This window comes from Methylobacterium aerolatum, assembly GCF_022179085.1.
In the GTDB taxonomy this organism is placed as follows: Bacteria; Pseudomonadota; Alphaproteobacteria; order Rhizobiales; family Beijerinckiaceae; genus Methylobacterium; species Methylobacterium aerolatum.
In genome coordinates this window covers 143,249-157,898 of sequence record NZ_BPQE01000013.1, presented here as the reverse complement: position 1 = coordinate 157,898, position 14,650 = coordinate 143,249, and the positions used below count along the sequence as shown (strand labels likewise).

The 14,650-nt window shown below is 65.3% G+C and carries 14 protein-coding genes; 4 read left to right on the top strand and 10 right to left on the bottom strand.

Translation table 11 applies throughout. The annotated features are described in order from the left end of the window. Positions 1 to 6: 6 nt before the first annotated feature. From MFF06_RS10265 to rutR, 8 genes are all read right to left on the bottom strand, one after another. Positions 7 to 894 (bottom strand): ABC transporter permease, encoded by an 888-nt coding sequence (locus MFF06_RS10265; RefSeq protein ID WP_238203491.1) that lies wholly within the window; start codon positions 892 to 894, stop codon positions 7 to 9. Beyond that, the gene (locus MFF06_RS10260) at positions 884 to 1,831 is read right to left on the bottom strand and encodes an ABC transporter ATP-binding protein (RefSeq protein WP_238203489.1); all 948 of its coding nucleotides are present in this window, start codon (positions 1,829 to 1,831) and stop codon (positions 884 to 886) included. Before MFF06_RS10260 ends, MFF06_RS10265 begins: the two co-directional genes overlap by 11 nt. A gap of 11 nt (positions 1,832 to 1,842) precedes the next feature. Further along, positions 1,843 to 2,406, bottom strand: a complete 564-nt coding sequence (locus tag MFF06_RS10255) for a flavin reductase (RefSeq protein WP_238203488.1) — start codon at positions 2,404 to 2,406, stop codon at positions 1,843 to 1,845. 12 nt (positions 2,407 to 2,418) lie between these two features. Continuing rightward, on the bottom strand, positions 2,419 to 3,198 hold the full coding sequence (rutD, locus tag MFF06_RS10250) for a pyrimidine utilization protein D (protein WP_238203487.1): 780 nt from the start codon (positions 3,196 to 3,198) through the stop codon (positions 2,419 to 2,421). A gap of 4 nt (positions 3,199 to 3,202) precedes the next feature. Beyond that, positions 3,203 to 3,607, bottom strand: coding sequence for a pyrimidine utilization protein C (rutC, locus tag MFF06_RS10245; protein ID WP_238203486.1), 405 nt, complete (start codon positions 3,605 to 3,607; stop codon positions 3,203 to 3,205). 69 nt (positions 3,608 to 3,676) lie between these two features. Further along, entirely contained in the window at positions 3,677 to 4,390 is a 714-nt protein-coding gene (gene rutB, locus MFF06_RS10240; protein WP_238203485.1) for a pyrimidine utilization protein B, read from the bottom strand. Next, entirely contained in the window at positions 4,390 to 5,496 is a 1,107-nt protein-coding gene (rutA, locus tag MFF06_RS10235) for a pyrimidine utilization protein A (RefSeq protein ID WP_238203517.1), read from the bottom strand. The genes rutB and rutA overlap by 1 nt, the downstream gene beginning before the upstream one ends. 281 nt (positions 5,497 to 5,777) lie before the next feature. Continuing rightward, positions 5,778 to 6,455 (bottom strand): HTH-type transcriptional regulator RutR, encoded by a 678-nt coding sequence (gene rutR / locus MFF06_RS10230; protein WP_370876509.1) that lies wholly within the window; start codon positions 6,453 to 6,455, stop codon positions 5,778 to 5,780. Positions 6,456 to 7,616: 1,161 nt separating this feature from the next. Here rutR and MFF06_RS10225 point away from each other — a divergent pair. The 3 genes from MFF06_RS10225 (at position 7,617) to MFF06_RS10215 (ending at position 11,880) form a co-directional block, all read left to right on the top strand. Continuing rightward, on the top strand, positions 7,617 to 8,771 hold the full coding sequence (locus MFF06_RS10225) for a DegT/DnrJ/EryC1/StrS family aminotransferase (protein WP_238203483.1): 1,155 nt from the start codon (positions 7,617 to 7,619) through the stop codon (positions 8,769 to 8,771). Positions 8,772 to 8,872: 101 nt separating this feature from the next. Beyond that, positions 8,873 to 11,257: a glycosyltransferase family 2 protein gene (locus MFF06_RS10220; RefSeq protein ID WP_238203482.1), complete on the top strand. Its 2,385-nt coding sequence runs from the start codon at positions 8,873 to 8,875 to the stop codon at positions 11,255 to 11,257. Positions 11,258 to 11,433: 176 nt separating this feature from the next. Continuing rightward, complete coding sequence (locus MFF06_RS10215; protein ID WP_238203481.1) at positions 11,434 to 11,880, top strand: GNAT family N-acetyltransferase; 447 nt, start codon at positions 11,434 to 11,436, stop codon at positions 11,878 to 11,880. Between the two features lie 441 nt (positions 11,881 to 12,321). Here MFF06_RS10215 and MFF06_RS10210 read toward each other — a convergent pair whose 3' ends face one another. Next, positions 12,322 to 13,182 (bottom strand): lytic transglycosylase domain-containing protein, encoded by an 861-nt coding sequence (locus MFF06_RS10210; protein ID WP_238203480.1) that lies wholly within the window; start codon positions 13,180 to 13,182, stop codon positions 12,322 to 12,324. 186 nt (positions 13,183 to 13,368) lie between these two features. On the opposite strand from MFF06_RS10210, the gene MFF06_RS10205 reads away from it, so the two are divergent. After that, the gene (locus tag MFF06_RS10205; RefSeq protein WP_238203479.1) at positions 13,369 to 13,662 is read left to right on the top strand and encodes a hypothetical protein; all 294 of its coding nucleotides are present in this window, start codon (positions 13,369 to 13,371) and stop codon (positions 13,660 to 13,662) included. A gap of 44 nt (positions 13,663 to 13,706) precedes the next feature. On the opposite strand, the gene MFF06_RS10200 is transcribed toward MFF06_RS10205, so the two are convergent. Beyond that, positions 13,707 to 14,636, bottom strand: a complete 930-nt coding sequence (locus MFF06_RS10200) for a CsgG/HfaB family protein (protein ID WP_238203478.1) — start codon at positions 14,634 to 14,636, stop codon at positions 13,707 to 13,709. Positions 14,637 to 14,650 lie beyond the last annotated feature (14 nt).

Sequence of the window (14,650 nt, the reverse complement as noted above, 5' to 3'; positions counted from 1 at the left end):
GGCCCGTCACCGCCGGGCCCCCGTGAGCCGGGCCGCGCCCGCCTCCGCGAGGGACACCGCCGCGACGAGGAGCGCCGAGAGCCCGGCGGCGGCGAAGAGGGCGGCCCAGATCTGGATGGTCTGCCCGTAATAGGATCCCGCGAGCAGGCGCGCGCCGATCCCGGCCTGGGCGCCCGTTGGCAACTCGCCGACGATGGTGCCGACGAGGCTCGCCGCCACGGCGATCTTCAGGGCCGCGAACAGGGCGGGCAGGGCGGCGGGCAGGCGCAGCCGCCACAGGGTCTGCGCCCGGCCGGCGGAATAGGTCCGCATCAGGTCGGAGAGCATCCGCTCCGGGGAGGTCAGACCCTTCACGAGGCCGACGGTGACGGGGAAGAAGCAGAGATAGGCGGCGATCACCGCCTTGGGCAGCAGGCCGGTCAGCCCGGCCGCCCCGAGCGCCACGATCACGATGGGGGCGACGGCGAGGATCGGCACGGTCTGCGAGGCAACGATCCACGGCATCAGGCTGCGCTCGACGCTGCGCAGGTGGACGATGGCGACGGCCAGCGCGCCACCCAGGGCTGCGCCGATCCCGAACCCGAGGAGGGTCGCCGACAGGGTGACGGAGGCATGGTAGGCGAGGCTGCGCTTCGAGGTCACCGGCAGGCCGAACAGGCTGCGGCCGAGTTCCTGGGCGACTTGGTGCGGGGCAGGGACCACCGGCCGCTCCTGCGCCATCGTCGCCGCCGCCACCGCGTCGATCCCCGGGGTCCCGCCCGCCCGGGCAAGCGCGTCCGCCGCCCCCGTCCAGTTGCCAAGGAGCGCGCCGAGGTACCACAGGGCCAGGAAGGCGAGCACCACCCCCGCCACCGGCAGGGTGCGGCCGCCGCGTCCTCGCGCGTCAGCCCTCATAGGCGTTGCCGGCCCGCAGGCCCTCCCGGACGCGGTGGGCGAGACGGAGGAACTCCGGCGTCTCGCGGATCTCCAGGGGCCGCTCTTGTCCGAGGCCGGTGCAATCGACGATGTCGACGATCCGCCCCGGACGCGGCGACATCACCACCACCCGGCCCGACAGGTAGACCGCCTCCGCGATGGAATGAGTGACGAACAGGACCGTCTTGCCGGTCTCCCGCCAGAGGTCGAGAAGTTGCGCGTTGAGGTGGTCGCGCACGATCTCGTCGAGGGCGCCGAAGGGCTCGTCCATCAGGAGAAGTTTCGGCTCGAAGCACAGGGCGCGGGCGATGGAGGCCCGCTGCTGCATCCCGCCGGAGAGCTGCCAGGGAAACTTTCGCCCGAACCCCGTGAGGTGGACGAGGTCGAGGTAGCGCGCCGCCCGCTCCCTCCGCTCCGCCTTGGGCACGCCGAAGATCTCCAGCGGCAGGGCGACGTTCCGCTCGACGCTGCGCCAGGGGAAGAGGGCGGGCGCCTGGAAGACGAAGCCGTAGTCCCGGCGCAGGCGCGCCGCGCCGGCGCTGAGCCCGTTGACGGAGAGGGCGCCGCCGGTCGGCTGTTCGAGGTCCGCGACGCAGCGGAGGAAGGTGGTCTTGCCGCAGCCCGAGGGGCCGATGAACGAGACGAACTCGCCCCGCGCGACGGTGAGGTCCACGCCGGACAGGGCGAAGACCGGCCCGTCGGCGGTCTCGTAGGTGAGGGAGAGGCCCCGCGCCGAAACGGCGGTCTCGGCCGCGGCGGAATGCGGGGCGGCGGGCGGCGGAACGGCGGGCGCGAAGGCCGTGGGCGGAGGCCCCGGGATGACCCGGAGGGAGGCGACGCTGGACGGGGGCATGGCGGGCGCGGAACCGAGTTCGTCCTCCGCCGCGCGGTGGCGGCCTGCCGGGTGCGAGAGCATTTTCCGTGCCGTCAGAGGAGGGCGGGGGAGGGCGCCCGGAGCGCCCGTTCGGGGCGACGGGGCTCGGCGATGGGCGCCTCGGCCTGCACCGCGTGGTAGCGGCGGAAGCCGTAGACCAGGGCATCGCCGCCGCCGCCCGCCAGGGCGTCGACCTCGCAGAACAGCACGTCGTGCGTGCCGGCGGGAACGCGGTGGACGATGCGTCCCTCGAAGGCCGCGAGCGCCCCCCGCAGGAGCGGGCCGCCGCCGAGGCCGGTCTCCCAGGTGCCGACGCCGAAGCGTTCCTCCAGCGGGCGGCGCCCGAAGGCATCCGCGAGGTGCCGCTGGTCGGCGGCGAGCAGGTTCACGCAGAGCCGCCCGTTGGCCTGGAAGGCGGGGTAGGCCGAGGCGCCCCGGTTGATGCAGACGAGGAGGGTCGGCGGGGCGTCGCTCACGCTGCACACCGCCGTGGCGGTGAAGCCGGCCCGTCCGCCCGGGCCGTCCGTGGTGACGAGGTGGACGGCGCCCGCGAGCCGGGCCATCGCCTCGCGATAGGCCGCGCCGTCGATCGCGGGGAGGGTGTTGCGGGGACCCATGCCGGAGCCTCCTCAGGGGCGGGCGAGGAAATCGAGGAGCACGCTGTTAACGTGCTCCGCCTGGGTGACGCTGTGGGCGTGGCCGCCCTCCGCCGCGAGGTCGAGCCGGGCGTTCGGCAGGGCGGCGGCGAGGCGCTCCGAGGCGGTGTAGGGCACGAGCACGTCGTCCCGGGCGGCCATCGCCAGGGTTTCGTGGGCGACGGCGCCGAGGCGCCCGCCGAAGTCGCACGCCTCCAGGGCGGCAATCCGTGCGAGCACCGTCGCCTCGCCGGGAAAGTGGGCAAGCGCGTGGGCTTCGTCCGCCGCGAGGCGGTCGCCGTTGGCACTGATCCAGGCCGACGGGTAGAGGAAGATCGGCTGCGCGGCCACGAAGGGCTCCGCCCCAGCGCGGGTCAGGAGCGCCTTGCGCGCGGCGAAACAGCGGCGTGTGGCCGGGTCCATCGTCTCCCAGCCGTTGATGACGACGATGCGCCCGACCCGTCCGGGGTGGTCGAGGGCGAGTTGCAGGGCGATCAGGCCGCCGAGCGCGTGGCCGACCATGTCGGCCCGCTCAATCCCGAGGGCGTCGAGCACGCCGAGGGCGTCCCGGGCCATGGCCGGAATGTCGTGGCCGGGCTCCAGCGGCCCGGCGGAGCGGCCGGTGCCCCGGTGGTCGTAGGTGACGACGCGCAGGGCGGCGCCGAGGGCCTCCATCTGCGGCGCGAAGTAGCCCGCCCCGCCGCCGAGGCCCGGCGAGAGCAGGACGGGGCGGCCCGTGGCGAGCCCCGAGACCGCGTGGTGGACCGGCGCCATCGCCTCAGCCCACCGTCGCGTGGGGCTTGCCGACATGCGCGACCGAGGCGATCTCCACCAGCGCGTCGGGCTTCACGAGGCCGCACTGGATGCAGTAGCGGGCGGGCTTGTCGCCGGGGAAGTACTCCGCGTAGACGGCGTTGATCGCGCCGTAATCGGCCCAGTCGCGGACGAAGATGTGGTTGAAGGTCACGTCGTCCATGGTGCCGCCGGCGGCCTCGACGACGCCCTTGATCGTCTCCAGCACGTGCCGGGCCTGCGCCGACGCATCGCCGACATGGACGACGTTGTTGTCCTTGTCGAAGGGGAGGGTGCCCGAGACGTAGAGGATCCCGTCCGCGAGGGTGCCGGGTACGTAGGGCGCCAGAGGCTTGCCCGTGCCGGGGGGAATGATCGCGGTCTTCGGCATGATCTCGCGTACCTTCCAGAGACTATTCGAAATTTCTTTTCGAGGTTCCCGCCGTCATGGCGAGGTGTTTTACGCCAGCGCCGCCTCGAAGGCGGCGACGTCGGACACCCAGCCGAAGAAGGTCTCGATGTTGTACAGGGCGGCCTCCTGCTGCGCGGGCGGCCCGGCCTGATGCGTCGCGTCCGCGAGGACGATGCCGAAGTATTCGAGGAAGAATCCGTCCCGCAGGGTCGATTCCACGCAGACGTTCGTGGCGATGCCGGTGAAGGCCAGGGTCCGGATGCTGCGGGCGCGCAACAGGCTGTCCAGAGGCGTGTTGAAGAAGCCGCTGTAGCGCGGCTTGCCGAGCACGATCTCGCCGGGGGCGGGCTTCAACCCATCGACAAGCGCGTAGTCCCAGGTGCCGCGGGCGAGCAGTTGCTCGTTCATCTCCGGCCGGGCGCGCATGTGCTTGAGCGCGTTCGACTTGTGCCAGTTGGGCGAGCCCGGTCCGCCGGCCTCGACATAGGCGGGGTCCCATCCGTTCTGGAACCACACGACCGTGATCCCGGCGGCGCGGGCCGCCGCGACCGCCCGGCCGATCCGCGCGATGACCGGCCCCGTTTGGGAGACGTCGAAGCCCGCCCGGTCGAGGTAGCCTCCCTTCGAGGCGTAGGCGTTCTGCATGTCGACGACGATCAGCGCCGTCGTGGCGGGATCGAGGGCGACGGGCTCGGGCCGGGCCGGCAGCGTCACCGGTCCATGGCGGCCCGCCGGATCGCGGTAGCCTGCGGGCGTGTCCATCAGGCGACCTCCGCCAGGGTGCCGGCTCCGGCGGTGGCGCCGATGTGGCGGCGCGTCTCCATCAGCGGCTGGATACGGATGCCGAAATCGTCGAGCCCCTTCAGGAAGTCGTCGAAGACGAGGAGAACGCCGCCCGTGCCCGGCACGGTCATGACCTGATCGAGCAGGTTCGCCACGGTGGCGTAGGAGCCGACCAGCGTGCCCATGTTGATGTTCACCGCCGAGGTCGGATCGGCCATCTGGCGGACGTTGGTGTCACTGCCGGACTTGGTGTCCGCCGCGCCCTGGAGGCCGAGCCACGCGATGGCCTCCTCGTCCGCCCCGGCCTTGTAATGCTCCCACTTGGCCTGCGCCGCCGCGTCGGTCTCGTCGGCGATCACCATGAACAGGACGTAGGAGGAGACATCCCGGCCTGTCTTGGCCTTGGCCTCCTCAAGGCGCGCCACGGTGGGGGCGAAGGCGGTGGGCGTGTTCACGCCCTTGCCGAAGCAGAAATTGTAGTCCGCATAGGTCGCGGTGAAGGCCATTCCCGCCGCGCTCTGCCCGGCGCAGATGATCGTCATCGGCGCCTGCGGCTGCGGGCTGAGGCGGCAATCGTCCATCTGGAAGAATTCGCCCCTGAGGTCGCTGCGGCCGGTTCCCCACAGGTCGCGCAGGATCTGCGCGTATTCCGAGAGGTAGTCGTACCGGCGGGCGAAGTATTCGTCGCCGGGCCAGAGGCCCATCTGCGAATATTCGGGGCGCTGCCAGCCGGTGACGAGGTTCAGCCCGAACCGCCCGTGCGAGATCGAATCGATGGTCGCGGCCATCCGGGCGGTGATGGCGGGGGGCATGCACAGGGTCGGCGCCGTGGCGTAGAGCTTGATGCGGCTCGTCACCGCCGCGAGGCCCGCCATCAGGGTGAAGGACTCGAGGTTGTGGTCCCAGAACTCGGTCTTCCCGCCGAAGCCCCGCAGCTTGATCATCGACAGGGCGAAATCGAGCCCGTAGCCCTCCGCCTTGAGGGTGATCTCCTTGTTGAGATCGAAACTCGGCCTGTATTGCGGCGCGTTCTCCGACAGGAGCCAGCCGTTGTTGCCGATCGGGATGAAGACGCCGACATTCATGGGGTTGGCCATCGCAGTCTCCCGTCATCCGGCAGGTCGGACCACCCGCCGTGACTGTCCCACGCGGTCCCGATACGCCGCGTGCGAGCGAAAACTCTTCGCGACGACTTGGATGGGCCGGTCAGGAACCGTTCGTGACAGGAAGAGTGGGACGATCGGACCAAACGGTCAAACTTCGCGTCGGCGATTTTGACCGTTTGCACAAACTTCCCGCGCAATGACCGCGCACCGGGCGGGATTTGCGCAGGCAATGGGCGCCAAACCGCGTGTCGCAGACCGAATCAAAGGAGGCCGAGGCGGCCGAGGATGAGATCCTGCGTGTTCGCCACGGTCTCCTCGAAGAAGGCCGGGTCGGTGAGGCTGCGCCCGGTGATCGCCTCCACCTGCGTGGCGAAGTCGGCATAGTGCTGCGTCACCGCCCAGATCGTGAAGATGAGGTGGTGCGGGTCGTGGGGGGCGATCCGCCCCTGCGCGGCCCAGCCCCGCAGGATCCCGGCCTTCTCCTCCACGAGGCGGCGCAGGGGGCCCTCCAACTCCTCCCGCAGCAGGCGGGCGCCCTGCACGATCTCCAGGCAAAACAGGCGCGAGGCCTGGGGTGCGTCGCGGGAGAGGCCGACCTTGCGCCGGATGTAGTGGCGAAGGGCGTCGGCGGGCTCGCTGTCGGCCCGCAGCGAGTGGAGCGGGTCGAGCCAAACGGCGAGCACCCGCCGCAGCACCGCGACGTAGAGCTCCTCCTTCGAGGGGAAGTAGTAGAGCAGGTTCGTCTTCGAGAGCCCGGCGCGCTCCGCGATCTGATCGATGCTCGCCCCGTGGAGGCCTACGGTCGAGAAGATGTCGAGGGCGGCGTCGAGCACGGCCTCGCGGCGCGCCTCACCATCCCGCCGCCGCCGCCGTACCGGCGCGGCCTCGCCGCATCCCGCCACGTGCCTCTCCCTTTCGTCTCGTTGCCCGCCACCCATAGCGCGAAGCGCGGGTCCGCGCGCGGTTTCAGGCTCATGCTCTGCTCCGCACTCCGGTATTTCGACACCGCAGCCGCCTTTGTGGGCGTTTCCCCGAAGCCAGTGGCGGTGAAAGTGCGGGACCGGATGGGCGGCCGCCCGTTGCAAACGCGGCCTCACTCCATCAGACCGTATTCGAACAACGCTGCCGTAACTCGTGGCGCCGCGTAGCCGCGCGCTACGGGGCGCCGAACTCCTCAGTGTTTGCGGCTAAAGCCGGACCGCCATGCATCAGGTTTCGAACCTGTTCGCGCCAGCGCCGGCGCACCAAAAAATATCGCTACCGCGCACAGGGGACGGGATACACAACAGGGCCCCCACCAAACCGATTAACATCCTAACAGAGGAGCGCAGCGTTTCATCGGGGAACGCTGCATAATGACAGAATAGTTCCTGGATGACCCCCTATCATTTCGACACTTTATCGGGTTTTGCAACGCATAATACTTCGCAATAATTAAAAAAGACATCGATATTTAGGGCGAAAAGGCAAGCATCGCCGCCTCTTGAAAATACGGATCAGGATAGCAGGGTTGGGCTTTCCGCGGCGAATGACTATTAAACAAAATTATCGGCTTCTATTGCTATAAAAGCTTTCTAGATATCACCCCTTCAGCGTTGCAAGAGTGACGTTTTGACTATATCCGGCGTCAAAAATCCAATTTCGGTACACCTTTTCTCATTCGATGTTCGCTCAAAAAGCCTACGCTCTGGATCCGTCAAGTGACGCCGATCAAGTCAAGTTACGCCTGATTGGCCGTTTTGAAAAAAATCCTGATCGATCACGATGTGATCGCGGCAGACGTGAAGGTCATGGTCTGCAAGCAGCGCCTGCATGAACAGTTTCGCCCAAGAGCGTAGGTCGCCCCGGTTACGGTGTGACGACAATCGAACATGCATCAGAACGCGCAGAAGCTGAAAGGGGTAAGTGCCAGCTCCGATGAATGTATACAAGCAGCCACAGCGGGGTAACATTCAAACTTGCCGAAATTAGCCGGTCTCGATTAAAGTTATGACGGAACAGCTTGACTGTCCAGATGACCCAAAATGCCTTGATAGCCAGCACAAACGGCGATATGGAGGGCACGAACTGATCCAAGGCCGTGAGACAAGAGAAATTCGATGAAGGAAAATAATAATATACAATTGTTCGCGCCCACGTACCGGATAGATGAGTGCCTAGCGGAAATACGCCAATGCCTCGAAGTGGGGTGGACCGGCCTGGGTTTTAAGACAATTGATTTCGAGAACGCTTGGAAAAATTACACTGGGTTGCCCCATGCTCATTATCTGAACTCAGCGAGTGCGGGGCTTCACCTTGCTATAAGATTGCTGAAGAAGAAACACGGTTGGGCCGACGGCGATGAAGTGATCAGCACGCCCCTTACATTTGTGTCGACCAACCACGCAATATTATATGAGAATCTGTCCATAGCCTTTGCCGATGTCGACGAGACCGGATGTCTCGATCCCGCCAGCATTGAAGAGCGGATCGGTCCCAAGACGCGGGCTGTCATGTTCGTCGGGCTGGGTGGCAATACCGGTCAGTTCCGCAAGGTCGAGGAGATTTGCCGCCGCAACAATATTTGCCTCATTCTCGATGCGGCGCACATGGCCGGCACCCGTCTCGAAGGGCGGATACCCGGGGCCGAGGCGGATGCCGTCGTGTATTCCTTCCAGGCGGTGAAGAATCTCGCGACGGCCGATTCAGGGATGCTTTGCTTCCGTGATGAGGAGTTGGATCGCCTCGCACGGCAGCAGTCTTGGCTCGGTATCGATAAGGATACGTTCTCCCGTACCCTGTCGTCCGGATCTTACAAATGGTATTATGACGTTCCGGAGCTTGGTTTCAAATTTCATGGAAATTCGATTCTCGCGGCGATTGGCCTCGTCCAGTTGAAGTACCTGGATATCGATAATGCGTATCGTCGCCAAATCTGTATTTGGTATGATGAGATGCTGAAAAACATTCGCCAACTCAAGCGGGTTCCGATCGCGGAAGGGTGCGAGTCGTCCCGCCATCTCTATCAAATCCGGGTCAAAAATCGCGATGAAGTGCTTCTGGCTCTGAATAACGCCGGCATCTTCCCGGGTGTCCATTACAGGGACAATACTGAGTTCACAATGTACTCACACAATGTTCTGCCGTGTCCTCAGGCGCGCGCGTTCTCGAATGAGGTGATATCTCTGCCGCTCCATCTTCGGATGACGCGTGCCGACGTCGAGCGTATCGGTGAAGCATTAACAAATATTCTCAGCCGTAGCTTACATTACTAGCATTTCTCAAGGGCGAACGGCATCTCAGGCAGGCGCGACCGCTCGTCAAGGCGCATCGCGCCCGATCCGGCACCTCTCGGTCAACATCGAGCATCAGAGCGATGAAAGTCAAAGATATTATCGAAGTGTGTCGGCCGATCTGGATGCCGGGTCGGGCCTACGGGACGTACGAAGCGGAACTGACCGTTCTGCTTCCCACATTTCGTAGAAATCGCGATGGCCTCTTCCAAAGGGCGCTGCGTAGCATCCTCGCTCAACCTCTTGCGGCGATCGAAATCATTGTCATCGATGATGCCTCGACGGATGGGACGGCCGAGACGATCGCCAGTGCAATGCAGGCGGACGGCCGCATCTCGTGCATCCGGCATCAGGTCAACATGGGCTTGCCGGCGATTTCCGAGTTTGAAGGTTACTTGAGATCGACGGGCCAGATCATCGGTTTCGGCTTTGACGACTTTGTTTTCGAGCCGGACGGATTGGCGTCGCTTCACGCGATCATGCGGGCGAAGGGCTCGTGCTTCGTTCACGGTGAAGGAAAGATGATCAGTGAGGAAAACGACATCACCCTCGGCGATGCTCGTTTCCCCCACGACAATCTCTTCCATCACAACTTTCTCGCGAACGGTGCGGTACTGGTCTCGCGGGAGGCCATCGAGAGCGTCGGCCTCTACGATCCGCATATCGTGTTGGCACGCCTGTGCGATTTCGACCTCTGGCGGAGATTGCGGCGTCGCTTCAATTTCGAGGCCATCCCTCTATTGGTCGGCCGAGAGTATGGCGCAAGTCGCTCAGATAGCCTCGGTAATACCTACCCCATGCAGTATGAAGTCATCAATGAGTTCATGGGCATCGACCGGAACAAGCAACTCGTGCCAAGCGCGTTCCTGGAGCGTGATGTCCTTTACACGCCCGCGGATGCTTCATACCCGCTCCGGCATCACATCGAAGAACTGAAGGAATTCTTCTCGACTAAGTCCTGGTTTCCTGCGCATGGGCTCCGTAAGACGGAGAATGCCGCAGAATACGAAAGCGCTCCGCGCCGAACTGTCGCTGTCGTTGGATCGCTCACGGCAAGTGTCGCCCTCGATTGGATCGGCGATCCAGGCAGCCCTCTCGATTTCATCAATCATGTCGATCCAGAGCAGTCGATATACCTGACGGATCCCGTCCTGGCGAAATCTGATCTCGTCGTCTTCGCTCGCGAGATCATGACGCCGCACCAGCAAAGAATAATAAAGCAGTGCCGCAATCTAAAAATACCTCATGTGTATTTTGCGGACGATAATTTTCCAGAGCTCGCCAAGACCAATCGGGTATGGGCCGAATATAACGTCTCTCGGCTAAGGAACGAGCTGAGATCGTTTTCAGGGGTAATTTTGTCATCGGAAAAATTACGCGAGTATTTTTTGAGGGAAAAATTGCATCCAAGACTCGACGTGATCGGCCCAATATTCTTGCAGTCGCAGCTTCAGAAATGCAGCGCGGCCGGCCCCTTGGGCGAGAACGAAGCCGCTTATCGAATTGCGACCTTCGGCGGCCTTTTTCGCATGCAGAACCTGGTCCACAACATTCTTCCGGTCATTCGCGACCTTCCCGGGCAGGTCCAATTGTTCACGAGGGACGTCAACAGTTCCCTCGGATCGCGTTCCGTCGAGCATATTACCATCCCCGAGACATCGTCCTTTTTTCGGTTCCTCAAGCTGTGGGCGCGCAAGCGGCCCCACGTGGTTGTGCATCCGGCCGGGAGGTCGACCAATATCGATTACAAGTGCGAGAGTGCGATACTGATATCGCTCTACCTCGGCGCCGTGCCGGTCGTCGCGGACGAACAGGCCTATCGCATGTTCGATGTCGAAGACGGTGTCGAGAAGGTGAGCGATACGCCTGAGGCGTGGCGGGAGGCGCTGATCCGGTTGCAGGACCCGGTCTACCGGGCCGCAATGCTCGCGCGTCTCCGCAGGACGTGCGAGACGCGGTTTACCGACGATGAGCAGCGGCGTATTCTCGACAGCTACTTACAAGGTCTGCCGGTTCTGGATGCCCACCGGTATGCATCGCGCTGCAGAGCCTTGATGGGCGATCGGCGCGAACAGCCACAGTCCGATTTCAGGCCGGGTGAACATGGCTATTGCCAGCTCAACCGGGCGGTCGAAATCGTCGGCTCGGAGAATTTGGATGGTATCAGCAGCGGGAATGGATTTCTCGACGAGGTGACGGGCGGTTCCATTGTCATGGGATGGGCCATGACCGATCAGCATGACCAATGCGAGCTTCTTCTTGAGATCGACGGCTACTGTGTCGGATCTTTTTCTGCAAATCTGTTTCGGATAGACCTCCAACGTGCCGGTTATGGTGACGGCAGATACGCTTTCTGGGTGAAAGTCCCGGATATTTTCCGGGACGAGAACGCCCATGAAGTCAGTGTAAAGTTTGCGTCATCGGGTCAACATCTTGGGCGCAGTCCGATGACTTGCGTGTTGCGGTGACGCGCGGAACGTCGTGGCGCAGTGATCTCCTCTCGGTATCATCCGAGTGGTATCTCCGGTCGGCCGGCGTTCCTTCACCGCGGCGGCGACCGATCGAGGACTGGAGTTCACCCGTGCAACCAAACTCTTCCGTGCTCCGGCAGCCTCGCCCTTTGCTGCGCGGGACGCTCGTTCCCATGGAGGCGCGCCATACGCAGGCCGTCGTCCGGTGGCGGAACGAGCCGGAGATCGCGCGGTGGTTCCTCACCAAGCACGTCTTCACCGCCGAAGGTCACCTGCGTTGGTTGGAACAGGCGCAACAGAGCGGAACGGACTTCAATTGGGTCATCGAAGGTCCCGATGGTGCGCCGCTCGGGACGATCGGCCTCTACGATGTAGATTGGCAGGCGGGCCGCGCCGAAATCGGCCGGATCCTCGTCGGTGAGATGTCCGCGCGCGGCCTCGGTCATGCCCGTCAAGCGGTGGAAGCGATCCTGTCCGCCGCGCGCGACGCAGGGTTGAGGGAAGTCCACCTCGTCGTGAAAGACGAGAACATCGGCGCGTCCAAGCTGTACCGGTCCGTGGGCTTCACGGTGAGCGGACACGAGGATGGATCGACACTGATGGCTCATGATTTGAACTAGAGCCGAAACGATCCCCATCGCCTCACCCAGTTCCGTCCTTGCTCCCGCTCCGCTCGCGAGGACGAGGGAGCGCAGCGATCCGAGTTTGACCGAAGCGGCTCGTGAGCGGCCCCGGTCTGACCGGAATCACAGGATTTCGACGGGCGATGCGGGCTCCGTCCTCAACCCGGCCGATTACCGTGAGAAACCGGCACCCGTCGCTCTCGCATCTCGCGGACGGTCCACTCCGCCGCCAAGATGCTCGTCCGGATCGCCGGCAACACGCCCGGCCACCGGGGGCGCCCACGCCTCGTGCATCGATCCCGTTGGAGGCGTCAGCCGATACTGAAAAAATTGATGCAAGACCAATGAGCGAGTGCAGGCACTCATGAACGAAGTGAGTGCGTCGCTGCACGAGCAGTCAGGCTTGCCGCCGTTCAGGGTCGGCGGCGCGATGGGCGGTTAGTAGGTCGCCTGAATCACGCAGGAACTGCACAGGGCACTCTCCAGGGACGCCCGTGACACGGCTCTGCGGCGGCCCGTGCCGCGCGGGGGGCGGCTGTCGGCCATCAGCACGCCGGTCCGGGTGGGCGTCGCCGTTGATGCGGGCGCGGTCAAGGATCGGAGGAGATCGAGCTCCCAGTTGCTGGCGCGGTATGCGCTCGCCCGGCGGGAGGTGTCGCGGACCAGCAGATCCCGGCCCAGGGATGCCTCGCGCAGGCGGACCTCGGCGGGCGCCCAATCCTGGACGGTACGCCCCGTGATCGCCAGCACGTAGCCCCGCGTCTCCAGGGGCATGCGCCCCCGGCCGGCGAGCCAGTTCGCCACACAGGTCGAGCCGCAATTGTAGGCCGCCGCCGCCAGGCCGACATTGCCGAACTGCCGGGCGAGCTCGCTCAGGAAGGCCGCCGATTTCGGCAGCGCCTCGGCGGGGTCGAAGGGGTTCTTCAGGCCGCGCATGGCCGCGGTGCCCGGCATGAATTGGGCGATGCCCATGGCGCCGGCGCGGCTCACCGCGCGTTCGTTGAAGCTGCTCTCCTGGTTGATGAGGCGCAGGAAGTACTCCACCGGGACGGCATGCGCCGTGGCGGCGGCGCGGGCGAGGCGCTTCACCTCGCTGACATCCCGCGCGGGCTTCGCCGGGGTGGCCTGCGGCATGGGCCATGGGGCGACGCCCGCCATCAGCGGCAACCGGGCCTCCGGACCGAATTGGGCGGTCTGCACCCCGGTCTCCTCGCCCGCCGAAGCGCCGGCCGCGCCCGCCAGGGCCAGGAGAGCCGACGCGATTCCGATCCACGAGCGGCGGCGCAGCGCTGAGAGCATGGCAGACCCGGTCCTTCCGATCATCGCCCGGCGGATGGAAGCCGCGATGAACACTGTCGATCGGCGCGAATACGGGGCGCCGTGACTGACGATCGAATAGCAAGGGGCAGGTCGAGAAACGCTTAAACCCTGCTTGCTTCCGTGCTTCATCGGATTAATTTTTTGGAGAGCCTTTCGGAGTCCCCGATGATCCGTGCCTGCCTGTGTGTTCTCAGCCTTCTCGTCGCGACCTCGGTCACGGCGACGGAGCGGCATCGATCGCGGGGCGCGGGCAGCGTGCCGCCCCTCGATCAGGGCTCCGAGGCGCGCATCACCCAGGCGCCCGCCCGGGCGATGGCCCCGGCGCGCCCGGTTCCCGAGACCGAGGCCAAGAATGCGCCCGTGCGGGGACCCAGCGCGCCGATCACCTGCAACGAGCAGAACGCCTCCTCGCCGTCCTGCTACACGGCGACCCAGCAAGCCCGGCCGATCACGCGCTGAGGCGCGCCGATCCCCGGGGCTCGCCCGCCGGGCGCGGGGGGCGGTCAGCCCTTCGCGACGATGCCTTCCACGGGCACCACCGCCGCCGGAGCATCGGCGGCGGGGGCGATCGTGAAATCGACCGCCTTGCGCCGTTCGTCCAGCGCCCGGAGGAACGAGGCGCCGGCCTCCACGTCCCGGAACTTCCAGAGGTTGTTGCGCACGCCCTCGAAGATCAGCGAGTAGACCGCGAGCTGGATGCCCTCGCGTACGGCCAGGGTCGTCGGGGAGTTCTTCGTGAAGCCGGCCTCGGCCTGGAGCAACTGGTCCACCGCCGCGAAGCGGAAGACCGTGCCGTTCACGAGGACGGAGTAGATCGTCTTCGTGGTGGTGACGGACGCGAGGACGCGGCCCGTCTGCACGCTGACCGCGCGTAGCGCGACGGTGACGATGTCCTGCCGGTACGAGACGTTGCCGCCGATCCCGAGATAGTTGGCGCCCACGCCGCCGGTCGTCTCGTTCGAATCGTAGCCGATGATGCCGCCCTGGAGGGCGATGCCCGCGAAGCGCAGGGGCGGAAGGCCCTTGGCCTTGGTCCCCTCGATCGCCGTGCGGGTGTTCTGGATGATCTGCCGCTCCTGCAGGAGCGAGGCGAGTTCGTTCCGCTCGACCACGTTGAACCAGCGCCCGCCGCCGGCTTTCACCAGCACGTCGGTGAGGATCGCCGCGCCGCCCTGGGTCGTCGCCCGCGAGAATTCGGCGAAGTTGTCGTTCGGCTTGTTCTGGCCGGTCAGGTCGGGGAACGTGTAGACGGCGACGTCGAGGGGCTGCACCGGAGCCGGCAGCTTGTCGAGGATGATTCCGGTCTGCGTCGGCTGAACGAGGGTGGCGGGCTGCGTGAGGGGATCGCTCGCGCTGCCGGTCAGCGCCACACACGCGCCGAGCGATTGCGCCAACGCCACGACGGCGATGGCTCGCTTCGCGAAATTCGACATGATGCAGGCCCCGG

Coding starts and splice junctions, on each gene's coding strand:
- MFF06_RS10265 (WP_238203491.1), bottom strand. CDS start 894: ATGAGGGCTGACGCGCGAGGACGCGGCGGCCGCACCCTGCCGGTGGCG.
- MFF06_RS10260 (WP_238203489.1), bottom strand. CDS start 1,831: ATGCTCTCGCACCCGGCAGGCCGCCACCGCGCGGCGGAGGACGAACTC.
- MFF06_RS10255 (WP_238203488.1), bottom strand. CDS start 2,406: ATGGGTCCCCGCAACACCCTCCCCGCGATCGACGGCGCGGCCTATCGC.
- rutD (WP_238203487.1), bottom strand. CDS start 3,198: ATGGCGCCGGTCCACCACGCGGTCTCGGGGCTCGCCACGGGCCGCCCC.
- rutC (WP_238203486.1), bottom strand. CDS start 3,607: ATGCCGAAGACCGCGATCATTCCCCCCGGCACGGGCAAGCCTCTGGCG.
- rutB (WP_238203485.1), bottom strand. CDS start 4,390: ATGGACACGCCCGCAGGCTACCGCGATCCGGCGGGCCGCCATGGACCG.
- rutA (WP_238203517.1), bottom strand. CDS start 5,496: ATGAATGTCGGCGTCTTCATCCCGATCGGCAACAACGGCTGGCTCCTG.
- rutR (WP_370876509.1), bottom strand. CDS start 6,455: ATGGGTGGCGGGCAACGAGACGAAAGGGAGAGGCACGTGGCGGGATGC.
- MFF06_RS10225 (WP_238203483.1), top strand. CDS start 7,617: ATGAAGGAAAATAATAATATACAATTGTTCGCGCCCACGTACCGGATA.
- MFF06_RS10220 (WP_238203482.1), top strand. CDS start 8,873: ATGAAAGTCAAAGATATTATCGAAGTGTGTCGGCCGATCTGGATGCCG.
- MFF06_RS10215 (WP_238203481.1), top strand. CDS start 11,434: ATGGAGGCGCGCCATACGCAGGCCGTCGTCCGGTGGCGGAACGAGCCG.
- MFF06_RS10210 (WP_238203480.1), bottom strand. CDS start 13,182: ATGCTCTCAGCGCTGCGCCGCCGCTCGTGGATCGGAATCGCGTCGGCT.
- MFF06_RS10205 (WP_238203479.1), top strand. CDS start 13,369: ATGATCCGTGCCTGCCTGTGTGTTCTCAGCCTTCTCGTCGCGACCTCG.
- MFF06_RS10200 (WP_238203478.1), bottom strand. CDS start 14,636: ATGTCGAATTTCGCGAAGCGAGCCATCGCCGTCGTGGCGTTGGCGCAA.